Consider the following 15,669-nt stretch of genomic DNA (forward strand, 5'->3'; position numbering starts at 1 on the left):
GACCACGAGAGAACACGCAACTCATGAATGAGGTACCCGTATGAGCTCCCCCTCCCCCACCACGGACCCGGCCGGGCCGGCCGTCGTGGTCGACGACGTGACCAAGAACTACGGCAGCCGACGGGCGGTCGACGGGGTCTCTCTGGACATCGGGCGCAGTGAGTTCTTCGGGCTGCTGGGACCCAACGGGGCGGGCAAGTCCACCCTGGTGGAGATCATGGAGGGGCTGCGCCGGGCCGACTCCGGCTCGGTCACGGTGTTCGGCGAGTCGCCCTGGCCGCGCAACACCGGTCTGCTGCCGCGCATGGGCGTGCAGACCCAGTCCTCCGCCTTCTTCGTACGGCAGACCGTGCACGAGCATCTGCGCACCGTCGCGGCGCTGTTCGGCACGGACCGCGCGGCCGTCGACCGCACTCTGGCGTCCGTGGGCCTGGGCGACCAGCACCGCGCCCGGGTCGACAACCTCTCCGGTGGCCAGCGGCAGCGGCTCGCCATCGCCTCCGCGCTGGTCCACGACCCCGAACTGATCTTCCTGGACGAGCCGACCGCCGCGCTGGACACGGAGGGGCGGCGCGATCTGTGGGAGGTGCTGCGGGGGCTGAAGGCGCAGGGCCGGACCATCGTCTACACCACCCACCACATGGACGAGGCGGAAGCGCTCTGCGACCGGGTGGGCATCCTGGTGGACGGCCGGCTCGTCGTCACCGACGAACCGCAGAACCTGATCGGGACCTTCGGCGCCACCAGCCGGCTGCTGGTCCCGCTCGGCCGGATCGGCGAGGAGCAGGCCGCGGGCCTGCCGGGCGTGGAGTCCGTCGCCGTACAGGGCGGTCACCTCGTCCTCCACACCCGTGCCACCGGCCGGGTCCTCGCCGCCCTCGACCCCCTCACCGGCCTGGACGGCGTGCAGACCCGCAGTCCCAGCCTCGAGGACGTCTACCTCGAGCTCACCTCCCGGCCGCAGGCCGCCCTCGCATCGAACCACCAGGAGCAGTCATGAGCGCCTACTCCGCGCTGACCGCGGCGGGCTACCGCGCCCAGGTCCGGGACAAGACGACGGTCTTCTTCACCTTCGCCTTCCCGCTGGTCTTCCTCGTCGTCTTCGGTCTCGTCTTCCGCGGGCGCAGCGTCGAGGAGAGCGGCTTCTCCTACCTGTCCTACACCGCCGCCGGGGTGCTCTCCTGGGGTGTCGCCAACGCCGCCGTCTTCGGTATCGGCTTCACGCTGATGCAGTGGCGCTCGGACGACATCCTGCGCATGATCCGGCTGTCCCCCGCCCCGCTGACCGCCGTCATCGGTTCCCGCTACGTACTCGCCCTGGGCGTGGGCCTGGTGCAGTCGGTGCTGTTCATCGGGGTGGCGATGCTGCCGGGCTTCGACCTGGTGCCCGACTCCCAGTGGCCCCTGCTGATTCCGGTCATGCTCCTCGGCATCACCACCTTCCTGCTGCTCGGCGTGATCATCGGCAGCATCGCCGACACCCCGGAGTCGGTGGCCGGCATCGCCAACTTCGTGATGCTGCCCATGGCGTTCCTGTCCGGTTCGTTCTTCCCGCTGGACTCCATGCCGGACTGGCTGCAGAGGGTCTCGACGGTCCTGCCGCTCCGCTATCTCAACGACGCGGTGTCGGCCGCGCTGACCGGCCGCGGCGATCTGTCGGACATCGGCTGGGGCGCCGTCGGGCTCGTCGCGTTCGCCGTGGTCTTCGGCGCCGTCGCGGCGCGCACCTTCCGCTGGACGAAGTCCTCATGAGCGCCCCGGCCCCGCCGCTCGCCCAGCCGATGGCGCACGCGCGCGACACCCTGCAGGCAGACCTGGACGGCCACTTCGGCGCCGACGCTCCCCGGGTGGTCCCGGTGGGCGCCGTCGGCGCGGGCGGCCCGCACGCCCGGGACCGGGACCCGTGGGCCGCGGACCGGCCCGCCGCGCTGGTCCACGTCACCGCCTCCGCGGTCCTGCTCGGCCCGTGGGGCGGCGACGGCACCGCCCCCGCCTGCGGCCGCTGCCTGGCCCTGCGCTGGCAGCGGCTGCGCAGCCGCAGCGAACGCAACGCCCTGGAGACCGCCGGGCCCGACGGGCCCCGCCCGGCCGGCGCCTGGCCGGTGCTCACCGGTCACGTCCGGGACACCGTGACCGCGCTGTGCGAGGCGCTGCTGCGAGGGCCTCTCCCGGCGCCCCCGGCACAGGATCCGGCGGACCGCGCCCTGCCCCAGGTGACCCGGCTCGGCCTGGCGAACCTGACCGTCCGGACGTATCCGCTGCTCGCCGACCCGCTCTGCCCGGACTGCGGCCACCGCACCCCGGCGACGGACCACGCCGAGCCGCTCACCCTCTTCTCGCGCCCCAAACCGGACCCGGACACCTACCGGCTGCGGTCGGCCTTCGCCCACCCGCTGCCCACCAACGCCCTGGCCAACCCGGTCTGCGGCGCCCTGGGGGCCGGTACCTGGACCGATGTCACCTCGTCCACCACCGCTCCGGTGGCCGGCAGCGCCTTCGTCCGCGGCTACGCGGGGCTGCACGACGTCACCTGGAGCGGGCAGGAGAACTCGTTCGCCACCAGCCGCCGGCTGGCGTTCCTGGAGGGGCTGGAGCGGTACGCGGGCACCCACCGGCGCGGCGGCCGCGCCCCGGTCGTCGGCTCCTACGAGGAACTGCGGGCCGACGCGGTCGACCCCGCGGTGTGCGGCCTGTACAGCCCGGAGACGTACCGGGACGATCCGCTGACCGACCCCTTCGACCCGCGTCGGCCGATCCCCTGGGAGTGGGGCTGGTCGCTGCGGGACGAACGTCCGGTGCTGGTGCCGTCCCGGCTCGTCTACTACAGCATCCCGCTCGCCGGCGACAACTTCGTCTTCGAGTGCTCCAACGGCTGCGCCATCGGCGGCTGTCTGGAGGAGGCCGTCCTGGGCGGCCTCCTCGAGCTCGTCGAGCGGGACTCCTTCCTGAACGGCTGGTACGGCGCGGCCCGGCTGCCCCGCATCGACCTGGCCACGGTGGGCAGTCCCACGGCCGTCGCGATGGCCGAGCGGGCCGCCCTCCAGGGCTACGACGTCCATGTCTTCGACAACCGGATCGACCTGGCGATCCCGGCCGTCACCGTGGTCGGCGTCCGCCGGGACGGCGGCCCCGGAACCCTGTCCTTCGCCGCGGCGGCCTCCCTGGACCCGAGGTCGGCGGTCGAGGGAGCCCTGTCCGAGGTGCTGAGCTACATCCCCCACCTGTCCCGGCAGACCGCCGAACGCCGGGACGAACTGGAGGCCATGGCGGACGACTTCGCCCTGGTGCGCCAACTGAAGGACCACCCCCAGCTGTACGGGCTGCCCCGGATGTCCGCCTACGCGCGGGCCTATCTGGAACCGTCCCCGGCCCGGCACTTCGACGAGGTGTACGGGGACTGGGAGCGCCACGGGCGGCCCCGTACCGGCGACCTGCGCGACGACGTGGCGGCGGTGCGGGACGAACTCGTCGCGGCGGGCCACGACGTGATCGCCGTCGACCAGACCCCGCCGGAGCAGGAGCGGGCGGGGCTGCGCACGGTCGCCACGGTGGTGCCGGGGCTGCTGCCGATCGACTTCGGCTGGAACCGGCAGCGGGCCCTGCTCATGCCCCGGCTGCGGACCGCGCTGCGCCGCGGCGGGCACCGGGACCGCGACCTGACCGACGCGGACCTCGTGCCGGCCCCGCATCCCTTCCCGTGAAGGCGTCCGTTCCCCCCGAGGGTCTCCTCGCCCGCGCCGGGGAAGTCCTGAGGCCTGCCCTCGACCTGTATCTGGACCTGCACGCGCACCCGGAGACCTCCGGGCAGGAGGAGCGCACCGCCGGCCGTTTCGCCCGGTCCCTCGAGGCGGCCGGGTGCACGGTGACCGAGCGGGTGGGCGGCCACGGTGTGGTCGGCGTCCTGAGCAACGGGGACGGCCCCCGGGTGTGGCTGCGGGCGGAACTCGACGCGCTCCCGATCGAGGAGCGGACCGGACTGCCGTACGCCGCCCGAAACGGCGCCATGCACGCCTGCGGCCACGATCTCCACATGGCCGCGGCCACCGGCGCGGCCGCTCTGCTCGCCGGTCCGGCCGACCGGTGGCAGGGCACCCTGGTGGTGGTGGGACAGCCCGCGGAGGAGACGCTGAGCGGTGCCGAGGCCATGCTGGCCGACGGTCTGTACGACCGGTTCGGAAGGCCCGACGTGGTGCTGGCCCAGCACGCCGCGCCGCTGCCGGCCGGCACGGTCGCGCACGCGCCGCAGGGCGTACCCATGGCCGCGGCCGGCGCGGTGCTCGACGTCCTGCTGCACGGACGGGGCGGCCACGTCGCCACCCCGCACCTGGCGGTCGACCCGGTGGTCGCCGCGGCCCACGTGGTCACCCGGCTCCAGGGCGTCGTGGCCCGCGAGACGGCGCCCGCCGACCAGGTGACCCTGACGGTGGGCACCCTGCGGGCCGGGACCGCCGCCAACGTCATCCCGGACGAGGCCCGGCTGGGCATGGCGCTGCGCGCGGCGCACGAGGCGTCCCTGGACCGGGCGCTGGCCGCGGTGCGCCGCGTCGTCCTCGCGGAGAGCGCGGCCGCGGGGGCGCCGCGCGAGCCGGAGATCGCGGTCGTCTCCCGCTCGGCGTCCCTGCTGTGCGACGCGCACAGCACCGCCGCTGTACGGCGCGCCCACACCGCGCTCCTGGGCGCCGGGCGGGTCCTGGACTGGCCCGGCTCGATGGCCACCGAGGACTTCCCGCTGTTCGGGGACCCCGGCGCCGCCGTGCACGGCCTGCACGGAGTGCCGTTGGTCTACTGGATGCTGGGGGTGGTGGGCACGCGGGAGTGGCAACGGGCACCGGCCCCGAACCACTCCCCGCTCTTCGCCCCGCACATCGGGAGCGCCCTGCGCCCCGCGATCACCACGCTGGCCGCCGCGGCGCTGGACCGTTTCACCCCGGGCTGACGCCCCCGCCGGGGCTCCGCCCCTAATCCCGCGCCTCAAACTCCCCCTACGCCTGGCGGCCGTGGGTGGGGGTAACCTCCCACCCCGCCAGGCGTAGGGGGAGTGCCCCCAGCGAGGCTGGAGTTGCCCGGCGGGCTGGGTTGCCGCGCAGCGGCATTTTCAGCCCGGCCTGGGGGCACCTCCCACGGCCGCCAGGCCGTAGGGGGAGTTTGAGGCCACCGCGCGGAGCGCGGTGCCGGGCCCGGGCGGAGCCCGGTTTCGGGAAGGGGCGGGTAGGGGAACAGGCCCCCTAAGACGCCCACTCGTCCGCCACCGACAGCGCCGCGTCCAGCGCCGCCAGCCCCTCCTTCGCCTCCGCCTCGCTGACGTTGCACGCCGGGACCGCGTGTGTGCGGTTCATGTTGATGAAGGGCCACAGGCCGTTCTTCTTGCAGGCCGCCCCGAACGCCGCCATCGCCGCGTTCGCCTCGCCCGTCGCGTTGTACGGAACCAGCGGCTCGCGGGTCTCGCGGTCGCGGACGAGTTCGAGGGCCCAGAAGGCGCCGAGGCCGCGCACCTCGCCGACCGACGGGTGGCGTTCCGCCAGTTCGCGCAGGCCGGGGCCGAGCACCTGCTCGCCGATCGTGGCCGCGTGCTCGACGACCTGCTCGTCCTCCATGACCCGGATCGTGGCGACGGCCGCCGCGCACGCCAGCGGGTGGCCCGAGTAGGTGAGGCCGCCGGGGTAGGGCCGCTTGTCGAAGGTCGCGGCGATCTCGGCGGAGATGGCGACGCCGCCCAGCGGCACGTACCCCGAGTTGACGCCCTTCGCGAAGGTGATCAGGTCCGGCACCACGTCGAAGTGCTCGGCGGCGAACCACTTGCCCGTACGGCCGAAGCCGGCCATGACCTCGTCGAGGACGAAGACGATGCCGTACCGGTCGCAGATCTCGCGGACGCCCGCGAGGTAGCCGGGCGGCGGCGTCATGATGCCGGCGGTGCCGGGGATCGTCTCGAGGACGATCGCGGCGATCGTCTGCGGGCCCTCGAAGGCGATGGTGTCCTCGAGGTGGGTGAGGGCGCGGGCGCACTCCTCGGCCTCGGTCGTGGCGTAGAACGGCGACCGGTACAGGAACGGCGCCCAGAAGTGGACGACGCCCGCCGTGGCGCTGTCGTTGGCCCAGCGGCGCGGGTCGCCGGTGATGTTGATCGCGGTGGCCGTGCCGCCGTGGTACGAGCGGTAGGCGGAGAGCACCTTCGGGCGGCCCGTGTGCAGCCGGGCCATGCGGACGGCGTTCTCGACGGCCTCCGCGCCGCCGTTGGTGAAGAAGATCTTGTCCAGGTCGCCGGGGGTGCGCTCGGCGATCAGCCGGGCGGCCTCCGAACGCGGCTCCACGGCGAACGCGGGCGCGAAGGTGGCCAGCTTCCCGGCCTGCTCCTGGATCGCGGCGACGACCCTGGGGTGCTGGTAGCCGATGTTGGTGTAGACGAGGCCGCTGGTGAAGTCGAGGTAGCGGTTCCCGTCGTAGTCCCAGAAGCAGGACCCCTCTGCGCCGGCGACGGCGAGCGGGTCGATCAGGCCCTGGGCGGACCAGGAGTGGAACACATGGGCACGGTCGGCGGCCTTCACGGCGGCGCCGGCCTCGGGGTCGGCATGAGGGGTCATGCCGACCAGCGTAAGGAGGCGCCGGGCGGCGACGACATGGCCATCCTGTACGCCCTCGGCCGCTTATCCGGGCAGGATGTCGCGCCGTTCCCGCCCTCACGGGTGCTTGACAGCATCCTGTCGACATGACAGCCTGTTGTCATATGAACATGACGGGGGCACGCGTCAAGGAGGGCACCATGACCCGCAAGACCGTTCATCTGGCCGTGTACGACACCTTCGCCGACTGGGAGACCGGCCACACCACCGCTCACCTCACCCAGAACGGCTTCACGGTGAAGACGGTCGGTCCGACGACCGACCCCGTCACCACCATGGGCGGCGTCCGCGTCCAGCCCGACCTCGCGCTCGCCGACCTGGACCCGGCGGACAGCGCCCTGCTGATCCTCACCGGGGCGGGCCTGTGGGACATGGGCGACGACCTCGCCCCCTTCGCCGCCGAGGCCCGCGCGTTCCTCGACGCGGGCGTGCCGGTCGCGGCGATCTGCGGCGCGACCGCGGGGCTCGCCCGCGAGGGCCTGCTCGACGACCGCGCGCACACCAGCGCGGCCCCGATGTATCTGGACGCCACGGGGTACCAGGGCGGCGCGCGTTACGCCGACACGGACGCCGTCACCGACGGCGACCTGATCACCGCCGGCCCGACCGAGCCGGTCGCCTTCGCCCGGGAGGTCTTCGCCCGCCTCGGGGTCTACGAGGGCGAGAAGCTGGAAGCCTGGTACCGGCTGTTCCACGACTCGGACCCGGCGGCCTTCGAGGTCCTGAGCGCATGAGCCCCGCGCACCACCCCCAGGAGCTGCTGACCCGCACGGCCCTCGGCGTCTTCCGGCTGAACGGGCAGTTCATCACCGTGTCCGACGCCCTGGCCCGGGAGGCGGGGCTGACGGCCGCGCGCTGGCAGGTCCTCGGCGCGGTGCTCCGGGAGCCGCAGTCCGTCGCGCAGGTCGCCCGCACCATGGGCATCACCCGGCAGAGCGTGCAGCGCATCGCCGACGTACTGGCGGAGCAGGGGCTCGCGGAGTACCGGCCCAACCCGGCCCACCGGCGCGCGAAGCTGCTGCACGCGACCGAGGAGGGCCGGGCGGCGGTCCGGCAGATCGACCCGGGCCACGCACGGCTGGCGAACCGGCTGCTCGACGAACTCGGGCGGGACGAATTCGCCGAGACCGTACGGGTGTTGGAGCGGCTCTCGAAGGCGATGTCCGTGATCGAGGCGGAGGGCACGGACCAGGCGGGGGCCCCGGCGCGGGCGGTCCGGGGCGACGGCTGAGGGCGTGGACGCCGGCCCCCGGCACGCGGCAGGAGGCAAGAGGCCGGAGCCGGACCCGTACGGCCGCCGTCGGCGCACTATCCTCGGCCCTGTCGGGGTTTCGTACGGGGGAAGGGCCGCGCGGCGATGGAGCAGCTGGCACCAGGGGATCCACAGAGCATCGGTGAGTACCGGATCCTGGCCCGCCTCGGCGCGGGCGGCATGGGGCAGGTGTACCTCGCCCGGTCCGACCGCGGGCGGACCGTCGCGGTGAAGCTCGTACGCCAGGAGCTCGCCGAGCAGGAGGAGTTCCGCGACCGCTTCCGTCTCGAGGTCCGTTCGGCCCTGCGCGTCGGCGGGCAGTGGACGGCGCCGGTGCTCGACGCGGACACGGAGGCGCCGATCCCGTGGGTCGCCACCGGGTACATCGCGGGGCCGTCGCTGCACGCGGTCGTCTCGGGCGAGCACGGCCCGCTGCCCGAGCGCAGCGTCCGGCTGCTGGCCTCCGGGCTGGCCCACGCGCTGACGGACATCCACGCGGCCGGGCTGATCCACCGCGACCTCAAGCCGTCGAACATCCTGCTCACCATCGACGGGCCGCGCGTCATCGACTTCGGGATCGCCCGCGCCCTGGACACCGTCACCGACGGCGGACTCACCCGCACCGGCGCGCTCGTCGGCTCCCCCGGCTTCATGTCCCCCGAGCAGGTGCGCGGCCAGCAGGTCACCGCGGCGTGCGACGTCTTCTGCCTGGGCTCCGTCCTCGCGTACGCGGCGACCGGCCGGCTCCCGTTCGGCGCGGCGGACAGCGGCGGGCACGCGCAGATGTTCCGCATAGCGCAGGAGGAGCCGGACCTGGTCGGCGTCCCCGCCGGTCTGCTCGACCTGGTCCGCGACTGTCTGCACAAGGAGCCGGAGGCCCGGCCGGCGCTCGCGCAGGTGCTGGAGCGGACGACCGCCGACTCGGACGGCGAACCGTGGCTGCCGGGCGCGCTGATCGCGCAACTGGGGCGGCACGCCGTCCAGTTGTTGGACGCCGAGGACCGGCCCCGTACGTCCGATCCGCTGCCCGCCGCGCCCCCGCCCTCGTCCCGGCCTCCCGCGATGCCGCCGACGCTGACGGCTCCGCCTCGCCACGAACCGGCGCCCGCCTTCACGCCGCAGTCGACACCCGTACCCGCGCCGCCCCCGCACTACGGGCAGCCGCCGTACTACGGACAGCCCGGGCAGGCGTACGGATACCCGCAGCCCTACGCCCCGGCCCCCTACCCGCCCGCCGGACACGGCCCGGCAGCCCCGCCGCCGCGCCGCTCACGTGGCGGGACACTCGCGCTGATCGCCGTCGCCCTGGTCGTCGCGCTCGGCGCGGGCGGCTCCGTCTACGCGCTGATGTCCAAGGACCGGCCCGGCGGGACGGCCGCGGCCCCGAAGCCGGGCGGCGAGACGCCCACCGGCTCCCCGCAGACGCCGACCGGCGACTCCACGCCGCCCAGCGGTACGCCGTCGCCCGAGCAGGCCGACGGGGACGTGCCGCAGGAGTACGTCGGCACCTGGCAGGCGTCGTTCGACACCGGGGACGGCACCAACACCCGGACCATGACGATCAGCCAGGGCGCGCGGGGCGAACAGGTCATGAGCCTGACCGGCACCGGCCCCAACTACGACTGCCGCTGGTCCGCCACCCTCCGTGCCGCCGGCCCGCCCCTCGAACTCGACCCCACCCAAGTGACGTTCGGCGACCGGACGTCCTGCGCCCCGGGCGAGTGGAGCCGACTGACCCTGCGGGACGACACCACCGTCGTCCGCGAACTCGTCGGCTCCGGCGGCGAACCCCTCACCTACACCAAGTCGGGCTGAACCACTCCGCGCGGGGACGGGCCCGGTCAGCCCCAGCTGGCGCTGTGGAAGCTGCGGTACTCCCTGCGTTCCTGGACCGACACCAGCCAGCGCGCGGCCAGCAGACCCGTGAGACTGACCCCGATGAGGCCCACGCCCAGAGCCGGGTTGCCGAAGTCGACGATCGAGGTGACCGTGCGCGACGCGATGCCCTCCTCCGGCCGCACCGGCGGTACCGGCGGCGCGGGCACGGGCGGGGCGCCGGCCCCGTTCTCCGCGCTCTGCCCGGTCCCGCCGTTCGCGTTCCCGTCACCGGGCGGCGGCGGGCCGCCCGTCAGGTCCACCCCGAGGCTCTCCATGGCCGTGGTCACCGGCTGGAAGTAGGTCGTGCCGCCGGTGACGCAGTCCCCGTCGCCGCCCGAGGTGACGCCGAGCGCCAGCCCTTCGGAGAAGAGCGGGCCGCCGCTGTCGCCGGCCTCCGCGCAGACGGTGGTCTCGATCAGTCCGGTGACGGTGCCCTCCGGGTAGTTCACCGTCGCGTTGAGGGCGGTCACCTCGCCCGAGCGGAAGCCGGTGGTGCTGCCGCTGCGGAACACCCGCTGCCCGACGGCCGCCTCGCCCGCACCGACGATCTGCACGGCGCTGCCGTTGCCGGTGTCCACGACGTTGGTGCGGTCCAGGGTGCCAACGTCCTCGTAGCGGACCAGGGAGTAGTCGTCGCCGGGGAAGCTCGCCACGGTGGTGGTGCCGACGAGTTCGTCGCCGTCGCGGTCCAGGAACCAGGTGGTGTCGCGCGGTCCGCAGTGCCCGGCCGTCAGGATGAAGGTGTCCCGGCCGTCGGTGACGTTGAACCCGGCCGAGCAGCGGCGCCGGTCGCCGAAGACGGGCGTGCCGCCGTTCACCCGGGTGGTGAAGGCGCCGGAGGTGCGCTCCATGCGCACGAAGCCGCCGATCCGCTCGGCGAGGCCGGACAGCTCCGACCAGTCCTCGGCCGAGACGGTGCTGTCGGCGCGCACGGTGACGCTGTTGTCGGCGTAGTCCACCGACCAGGCCGTGCCCGCCACGCGGGGCGCCGAGCGCAGCTCCTCGGTGGCCGAGCGAAGCTGCTCCATGCTGTGCTCGACGACCTTCGCCTCCGCGCCCGCCCGCCGCGCCTCTTCCGCCGCGTCCTGGTCGGTGACCGCGACGACCGTCCGGCCGTCGGCGCCGGTCCAGCTGCCGGCGGTGCGGGACGGGCCGAGCCGCGAGACGACGTCCGCGGCCGGGTCCGTCTGCGGACCGCCGACGGGCGCCGGCTCGCCCGCGACGGCGCCGGAGACCATCAGGCCACCGCTGAGCAGCCCGACGGCGGCGGCCAGCCGCACGATCCGCTGGAGTTTCCGTCGTGCGCGCCTCCGGCGTGTGTGTTTCATCCGCAGCCCCATGGTCGTGACGGAACGGTCTGACCGTTGGCGGGGGCCCCGAGCTCCGGGGCCCCCGCGTTCAGTACGTGCGGCAAGGGCGGTGTGTTCAACGGCCGCGCCCGGCCGGTGTGTCCGACGGCGCTCCCGGAAGCCCGTCCGGCACCGGCCGGGTGTGCGAGGATCCGGGCGTGGATGCCTTGATGCCCGAAGACCCGCCGCAGATCGGCCCCTTCCGGCTGCTCGGCCGGCTCGGGGTGGGCGGGATGGGCCGCGTGTATCTCGCCCGGTCCGCGGGCGGGCGCACGGTCGCCGTCAAACTCGTACGGCCCGAGCTCGCCGCGCAGGACGAGTTCCGGCGCCGGTTCACGCGCGAGGTGGAGGCGCTGGAGCGGGTCGGCGGGTCCGGGACCACGCCCGTCATCGCGTCGGACACGGCCGCCGCGTCGCCCTGGGTCGCCATCGGGTACGTCCCCGGGCCGTCGCTGCGGAGCGTGGTCGTCGACCAGTACGGGCCGCTGCCGGCGTACTCGGTGCGCGCGCTCGCCGCCGGACTCGCGGACGCGCTCGGGCACATCCACGCCGCCGGGCTGCTGCACCGGGACCTGAAGCCGTCGAACATCCTGCTCACCGTCGACGGGCCCCGCATCATCGACTTCGGGATCGCCCGCGCCGTGGACACCGTCACGGACGGCGGGCTGACCTCGACCGGCGCGGTCGTCGGCTCGCCCGGCTTCATGTCGCCCGAGCAGGTGCGCGGCGAGCGGCTCACGCCCGCGTCCGACATCTTCTGCATGGGCGCCGTGCTGGCGTACGCGGCCACCGGGCGCCCGCCGTTCGGGTCGGCCGACAGCGGGGTGCACGCCGTCCTGTTCCGTATCGCGCACGAGGAGCCGGACCTGACCGGGCTGCCGCCCGAGCTGGAGCCGCTCGTACGCGGCTGCCTGGACAAGGACCCGGCCGCGCGGCCGGCCTCCGCCGAGCTGGCGAACGTGACGCCGCCCGGCGAACCGTGGCTGCCCGCGGGGCTGCTGGCCGGGCTCGGCCGCCACGCGGCCCGGCTGCTCGACGCGGACGGCGACCCCACCCCGCCGACACCGGTCGCCGCAGTCCCCGCCGCCCCGCGCAGGCGCCGGCGTACGGTCCTCGCCGCCGTCAGCGCGGCCGCCGTCCTCGCCGCCGGCGGCACGTACGCCGCGCTGGCCCTGCGGGACGGCGGCGGGGCGGACACCGCCAAGGGGACGCCGGGCGCGACCGGCTCCCCGGCCGGGTCGTCGAACAGTTCCGGCGGCATCGTGCCCGACGACTTCCTCGGCGCCTGGGAGGGCGTCCTGCGGGGCAGCGCCGACGCGCCGTACGAGACCGGGCGCATCGAGATCACCCAGGGCCGGGCCGGCGAGAAGACGGGCGTGTACGTGCACGTCTCCGGCGAGCGGCTGTGCATGGGCCGCTCCACGCTCGTCTCCGCGGACGCCGACAGAATCGTGTTCGGCGAGAGCGACGTCACCACCAGCGTGCCCGAGAAGCACTGCACGCCCGCGGCGCACCAGACCCTGACCGTACGGTCGCCCGACGTGCTGGAGTGGACGTCGGGCGACGTCAGCGCCACCTTCCACCGGTCGCGGAGCGGGCCGAAGGCGGTCCCGCCCGCCTTCGTCGGTCACTGGCAGCAGAAGTTCGAGGTGCTCGACGCCCCGCCGGACCACGAGGAGAACCGCACCTTCGAGATGACCGTCACCCAGGGACCGGTCGGCACCCCGCTCGTACGGTTCTCGGAGAACTACCCGCGCGTCGACGACGAGACCGGCGCCGAGACGGGCGACCTCGTGCACTGCGAGAGCACGGCCGTACTCGGCGGCGTCGGCGACCTCGTGGTCCTCGGGCCGCCGCTGCCCGAACCGGGCTCCGACCGCGAGTGCTCCCCGTCCGGCTCGTCGCAGAACCTGCGCGTCGACCGCGTCGAGGGCAGGGAACGCATCCTGATGTACGGGATGAGCGCCGACGGCGAACCGGCGGAGTACTTCCGCAGGTGAGCCCTGGGCGGGCTCAACCCTCGTACGGGTACACCTGGGTGACCTTGCCCTTGAGGTCGGCGTTCAGATACCCGCTCGCGCCGTACTCGTCGGACAGGTAGATGCCCAGGCCGAGCGGGGTGCCGAACGTTTCACTCGGCTCCCGTGCCACCAGATAGCGGGTGGTCGGGTTCTTCACGTTCAAGTCCTCGCGGGCCCGCTCGAACAGAGCGGGAAGCACGTCCCAGTCGAAGTCGTCCAGGCTGAACGGACGCTTTCCGCTGGAGAGAGTGCCGCTGATGATGCCCTTCTCCGCGCCCTTGCCGACGCGGTAGGTCCAGCTGTCGTACCGCCTGTCGTCGCCGTCGACCATCACGTTGGCCGACACATGCTCCGGGTACACGGTGAGGCTTCCGATCCGGGCCGTGCCCGTCCTGGCCTTGATGTCCGCGACCGCCATGCGGATGCCGTCAGGCGTCAGCAGGTCGACCTGCCGGGCGCTCTGTGACGGCGTGGGATCGGGAGGGGCCGGCGTCGGGGTCCTTGTCCCCGTGACGGACGACCCCGACGGCTTGGCCCCCGCCTCACGGCCCCCGTCGGGCAGCAACGCCCACACCAGTACGCCGGTCAGCACGGTCGCGGTGATCGACGATCCGATCGCGACCCGGCGGCCCAGCCGGACCCGCCGCCGCGCCGCACGGCCGGCGGCCTCTGCGCGTGCCGCCGTCGCCGGCGCGGCCTGCGCCGGGACGCCGTCCTGGGCCTCGGGGGCGGCGGGCGGGGACAGCCGGTACGAGGTGGGCACCGCGTCCGCGGGCTCCGCTGCCTCGGGCCTCGGGGCGTTCGCCGGGGCCACGGGCTTCGCGTCCACCGGTTGTGCCGAGGGGCCCTCCGCAACCTCGGCCAGCATCCGGTCCACAGCCTCGGGGCCAGGACGCGCGGCCGGGTCCTTGACCAGCACGGCGGCCAGCGTCGCCGCCAGCGGACCGGCCTGACGCGGCGGCGGCAGCTCGTCGTTCAGGACGGCGGCCAGCGTGGCGAGCGTCGAGCCCCGGCGCAGCGGGTGGTGCCCCTCGACGGCGACGTACAGCATCATCGCCAGCGACCACAGGTCGGAGCCGGGCCCGCCCTCGTCGCCGGAGATGCGCTCGGGCGCCATGTAGTCGGGCGTCCCGATGATGGACCCGGTCGCGGTCAGGACGGTCGACTCGCGGATCGCGGCGATCCCGAAGTCGGTGAGGACCGGGCGCCCGTCGGGGCGCAGCAATACGTTCGCGGGCTTCACGTCCCGGTGCTGGATGCCGGTGTCGTGCGCGGCCCGCAGCGCGGCCAGCACCTCCCGCCCGAGGTGGGCGGCCTCGACGGGGGTCATCGGGCCGTTCGCGAGGCGGTCGGCGAGCGACCCGCCGCTGACCAGCTCCATGACGAGCCAGGGGTAGGTGTCGGTGCCGCCGTCCACCACGTGGTGGATGGTCACGACGTTGGGATGGTCGACACGCGCGAGCGCCCGGGCCTCCCGCAGGACCCGCGCCCGCAACAGGCGCGCGGCTTCCGGGTCGTACTCCGCGAGTCCCGGATCGGGCGGCCGGACCTCCTTCAGCGCGACGGCCCGGTCCAGCACGACGTCGCGCGCCCGCCACACCGTGCCCATCCCGCCGCCGCCGAGCCGCCCCTCCAGCTCGAACCGCCCGTCGATCACCCGTCGTGCGGGCCCCCCGTCGTTCATGGCCCGGAGCATAAGGGACAGGGGTGACAGCTCTTCCCACAGCCCAGCCGGCCCGCCGGCAACGCCGGCCCCGGTGGCGTGCGGCGGTGGCGCAACAACCCCGGACGCGGACCCGCGGCGAAAGCGCTCGGCCCTCGCCGCGGATCTGCCCCTCGGGATCTCCAGTGTCCCTCTAACGCCCTGGCGGCACGAGTCGATCTCGGCCGCCCCCGCCGGATCGAGGCGCGGCCCGCCGGCCTATGCAGAGCACATGCACGGCGCATGCGAAGCCTGTACGCGTTCTTGTGACCGCTCAATACTCTGCGCGAACGAATGGAGCGGAGGATGGCACAGCGGGGCCGCTGATGGTTCATATCAATCCGCGCCCTTCCATCCACAAACAAGGAGGACTCCATGTATCAGGGTGACCTTTCCCTGCTCGAAGAGATCCAGGAGCAGGACTTCGACGGCGTTGCCTACGGCGCCTGCACCACGAACACCTTCTCCCTGTCCAACTGGCTGGGCAACCAGGGCGGCTGGTGCACCCTCACCAAGGAGTGCCAGCCCAACTGCAACTGACACCGCATCACTCGACGAAGGAGAGCATCATGCAGAACAACAAGGCCGACATACTCGGCGGCTACGACGAGGCCGAGCTCATAGAGCTGAGCGAGGCGGACACCTACGGCGGCACGGGACCGTGGTGCATCGCCACGGTCACCCTGATCTCCGCGGCGATGTGCCCGACCACCAAGTGCACCAGCCAGTGCTGAATTCTCCCGCATCGATTTCGGTGAGCCTGTAGCACGATGAGCCGGATTGGGATCCGGTCGTTCACACGCCCGGCTTCCAATCCGCGTTCATTTCTCGTTTCTCGACATCGCGC

Annotated in this window: 13 protein-coding genes; 10 read left to right on the forward strand and 3 right to left on the reverse strand. The window is 73.8% G+C overall.

Going from position 1 to position 15,669, the window contains the following annotated elements:
• The first annotated feature begins 40 nt into the window (after nt 1-40).
• The 4 genes from ACWD01_RS20520 to ACWD01_RS20535 are packed head-to-tail and all read left to right on the forward strand — an operon-like array spanning nt 41 to nt 4,936.
• A complete protein-coding gene (locus ACWD01_RS20520) occupies nt 41-1,000 on the forward strand; it encodes an ATP-binding cassette domain-containing protein (RefSeq protein WP_451163786.1) in 960 nt (319 codons plus the stop codon).
• Entirely contained in the window at nt 997-1,752 is a 756-nt protein-coding gene (locus tag ACWD01_RS20525) for an ABC transporter permease (RefSeq protein ID WP_451163788.1), read from the forward strand. Before ACWD01_RS20520 ends, ACWD01_RS20525 begins: the two co-directional genes overlap by 4 nt.
• A complete protein-coding gene (locus tag ACWD01_RS20530) occupies nt 1,749-3,701 on the forward strand; it encodes a TOMM precursor leader peptide-binding protein (protein ID WP_451163790.1) in 1,953 nt (650 codons plus the stop codon). Before ACWD01_RS20525 ends, ACWD01_RS20530 begins: the two co-directional genes overlap by 4 nt.
• Nucleotides 3,698-4,936 (forward strand): amidohydrolase, encoded by a 1,239-nt coding sequence (locus ACWD01_RS20535; protein WP_451163792.1) that lies wholly within the window; start codon nt 3,698-3,700, stop codon nt 4,934-4,936. The genes ACWD01_RS20530 and ACWD01_RS20535 overlap by 4 nt, the downstream gene beginning before the upstream one ends.
• Before the next feature lie 289 nt (nt 4,937-5,225).
• Here the strand turns inward: ACWD01_RS20535 and ACWD01_RS20540 are convergent, their stop codons facing one another.
• On the reverse strand, nt 5,226-6,581 hold the full coding sequence (locus ACWD01_RS20540; protein ID WP_451163794.1) for an aminotransferase class III-fold pyridoxal phosphate-dependent enzyme: 1,356 nt from the start codon (nt 6,579-6,581) through the stop codon (nt 5,226-5,228).
• Between the two features lie 179 nt (nt 6,582-6,760).
• Here ACWD01_RS20540 and ACWD01_RS20545 point away from each other — a divergent pair, with 179 nt between their 5' ends.
• The 3 genes from ACWD01_RS20545 to ACWD01_RS20555 all read left to right on the forward strand — a co-directional run bounded on the left by ACWD01_RS20545 (nt 6,761) and on the right by ACWD01_RS20555 (nt 9,687).
• Nucleotides 6,761-7,354, forward strand: a complete 594-nt coding sequence (locus ACWD01_RS20545) for a DJ-1/PfpI family protein (RefSeq protein ID WP_451163796.1) — start codon at nt 6,761-6,763, stop codon at nt 7,352-7,354.
• A complete protein-coding gene (locus ACWD01_RS20550) occupies nt 7,351-7,851 on the forward strand; it encodes a MarR family winged helix-turn-helix transcriptional regulator (protein ID WP_451163798.1) in 501 nt (166 codons plus the stop codon). Before ACWD01_RS20545 ends, ACWD01_RS20550 begins: the two co-directional genes overlap by 4 nt.
• A 126-nt stretch (nt 7,852-7,977) precedes the next feature.
• A complete protein-coding gene (locus ACWD01_RS20555; protein ID WP_451163800.1) occupies nt 7,978-9,687 on the forward strand; it encodes a protein kinase domain-containing protein in 1,710 nt (569 codons plus the stop codon).
• Nucleotides 9,688-9,713: 26 nt separating this feature from the next.
• Here ACWD01_RS20555 and ACWD01_RS20560 read toward each other — a convergent pair whose 3' ends face one another.
• Complete coding sequence (locus tag ACWD01_RS20560; protein WP_451163802.1) at nt 9,714-11,078, reverse strand: S1 family peptidase; 1,365 nt, start codon at nt 11,076-11,078, stop codon at nt 9,714-9,716.
• Between the two features lie 179 nt (nt 11,079-11,257).
• On the opposite strand from ACWD01_RS20560, the gene ACWD01_RS20565 reads away from it, so the two are divergent.
• Nucleotides 11,258-13,099 carry a serine/threonine-protein kinase gene (locus ACWD01_RS20565; RefSeq protein ID WP_451163804.1) on the forward strand — a complete coding sequence of 614 codons (1,842 nt, stop codon included), beginning with the start codon at nt 11,258-11,260 and terminating at the stop codon, nt 13,097-13,099.
• A 13-nt stretch (nt 13,100-13,112) separates the two neighbouring features.
• Here the strand turns inward: ACWD01_RS20565 and ACWD01_RS20570 are convergent, their stop codons facing one another.
• The gene (locus tag ACWD01_RS20570) at nt 13,113-14,804 is read right to left on the reverse strand and encodes a protein kinase domain-containing protein (protein WP_451163806.1); all 1,692 of its coding nucleotides are present in this window, start codon (nt 14,802-14,804) and stop codon (nt 13,113-13,115) included.
• 393 nt (nt 14,805-15,197) lie between these two features.
• On the opposite strand from ACWD01_RS20570, the gene ACWD01_RS20575 reads away from it, so the two are divergent.
• Together ACWD01_RS20575 and ACWD01_RS20580 are read left to right on the forward strand one after the other, a co-directional pair.
• Nucleotides 15,198-15,362, forward strand: coding sequence for a plantaricin C family lantibiotic (locus tag ACWD01_RS20575; protein ID WP_451163808.1), 165 nt, complete (start codon nt 15,198-15,200; stop codon nt 15,360-15,362).
• 29 nt (nt 15,363-15,391) lie between these two features.
• A complete protein-coding gene (locus ACWD01_RS20580) occupies nt 15,392-15,556 on the forward strand; it encodes a class II lanthipeptide, LchA2/BrtA2 family (RefSeq protein ID WP_451163810.1) in 165 nt (54 codons plus the stop codon).
• The last annotated feature ends 113 nt before the right edge of the window (nt 15,557-15,669 follow it).

The organism is Streptomyces sp. NPDC002835 (genome assembly GCF_053591995.1).

Bases quoted from the DNA above. Each gene is read 5' to 3' on its own strand.
- ACWD01_RS20520 (WP_451163786.1), top strand. From the start codon at position 41: ATGAGCTCCCCCTCCCCCACCACGGACCCGGCCGGGCCGGCCGTCGTG.
- ACWD01_RS20525 (WP_451163788.1), top strand. From the start codon at position 997: ATGAGCGCCTACTCCGCGCTGACCGCGGCGGGCTACCGCGCCCAGGTC.
- ACWD01_RS20530 (WP_451163790.1), top strand. From the start codon at position 1,749: ATGAGCGCCCCGGCCCCGCCGCTCGCCCAGCCGATGGCGCACGCGCGC.
- ACWD01_RS20540 (WP_451163794.1), bottom strand. From the start codon at position 6,581: ATGACCCCTCATGCCGACCCCGAGGCCGGCGCCGCCGTGAAGGCCGCC.
- ACWD01_RS20545 (WP_451163796.1), top strand. From the start codon at position 6,761: ATGACCCGCAAGACCGTTCATCTGGCCGTGTACGACACCTTCGCCGAC.
- ACWD01_RS20550 (WP_451163798.1), top strand. From the start codon at position 7,351: ATGAGCCCCGCGCACCACCCCCAGGAGCTGCTGACCCGCACGGCCCTC.
- ACWD01_RS20555 (WP_451163800.1), top strand. From the start codon at position 7,978: ATGGAGCAGCTGGCACCAGGGGATCCACAGAGCATCGGTGAGTACCGG.
- ACWD01_RS20560 (WP_451163802.1), bottom strand. From the start codon at position 11,078: ATGAAACACACACGCCGGAGGCGCGCACGACGGAAACTCCAGCGGATC.
- ACWD01_RS20570 (WP_451163806.1), bottom strand. From the start codon at position 14,804: ATGAACGACGGGGGGCCCGCACGACGGGTGATCGACGGGCGGTTCGAG.
- ACWD01_RS20575 (WP_451163808.1), top strand. From the start codon at position 15,198: ATGTATCAGGGTGACCTTTCCCTGCTCGAAGAGATCCAGGAGCAGGAC.
- ACWD01_RS20580 (WP_451163810.1), top strand. From the start codon at position 15,392: ATGCAGAACAACAAGGCCGACATACTCGGCGGCTACGACGAGGCCGAG.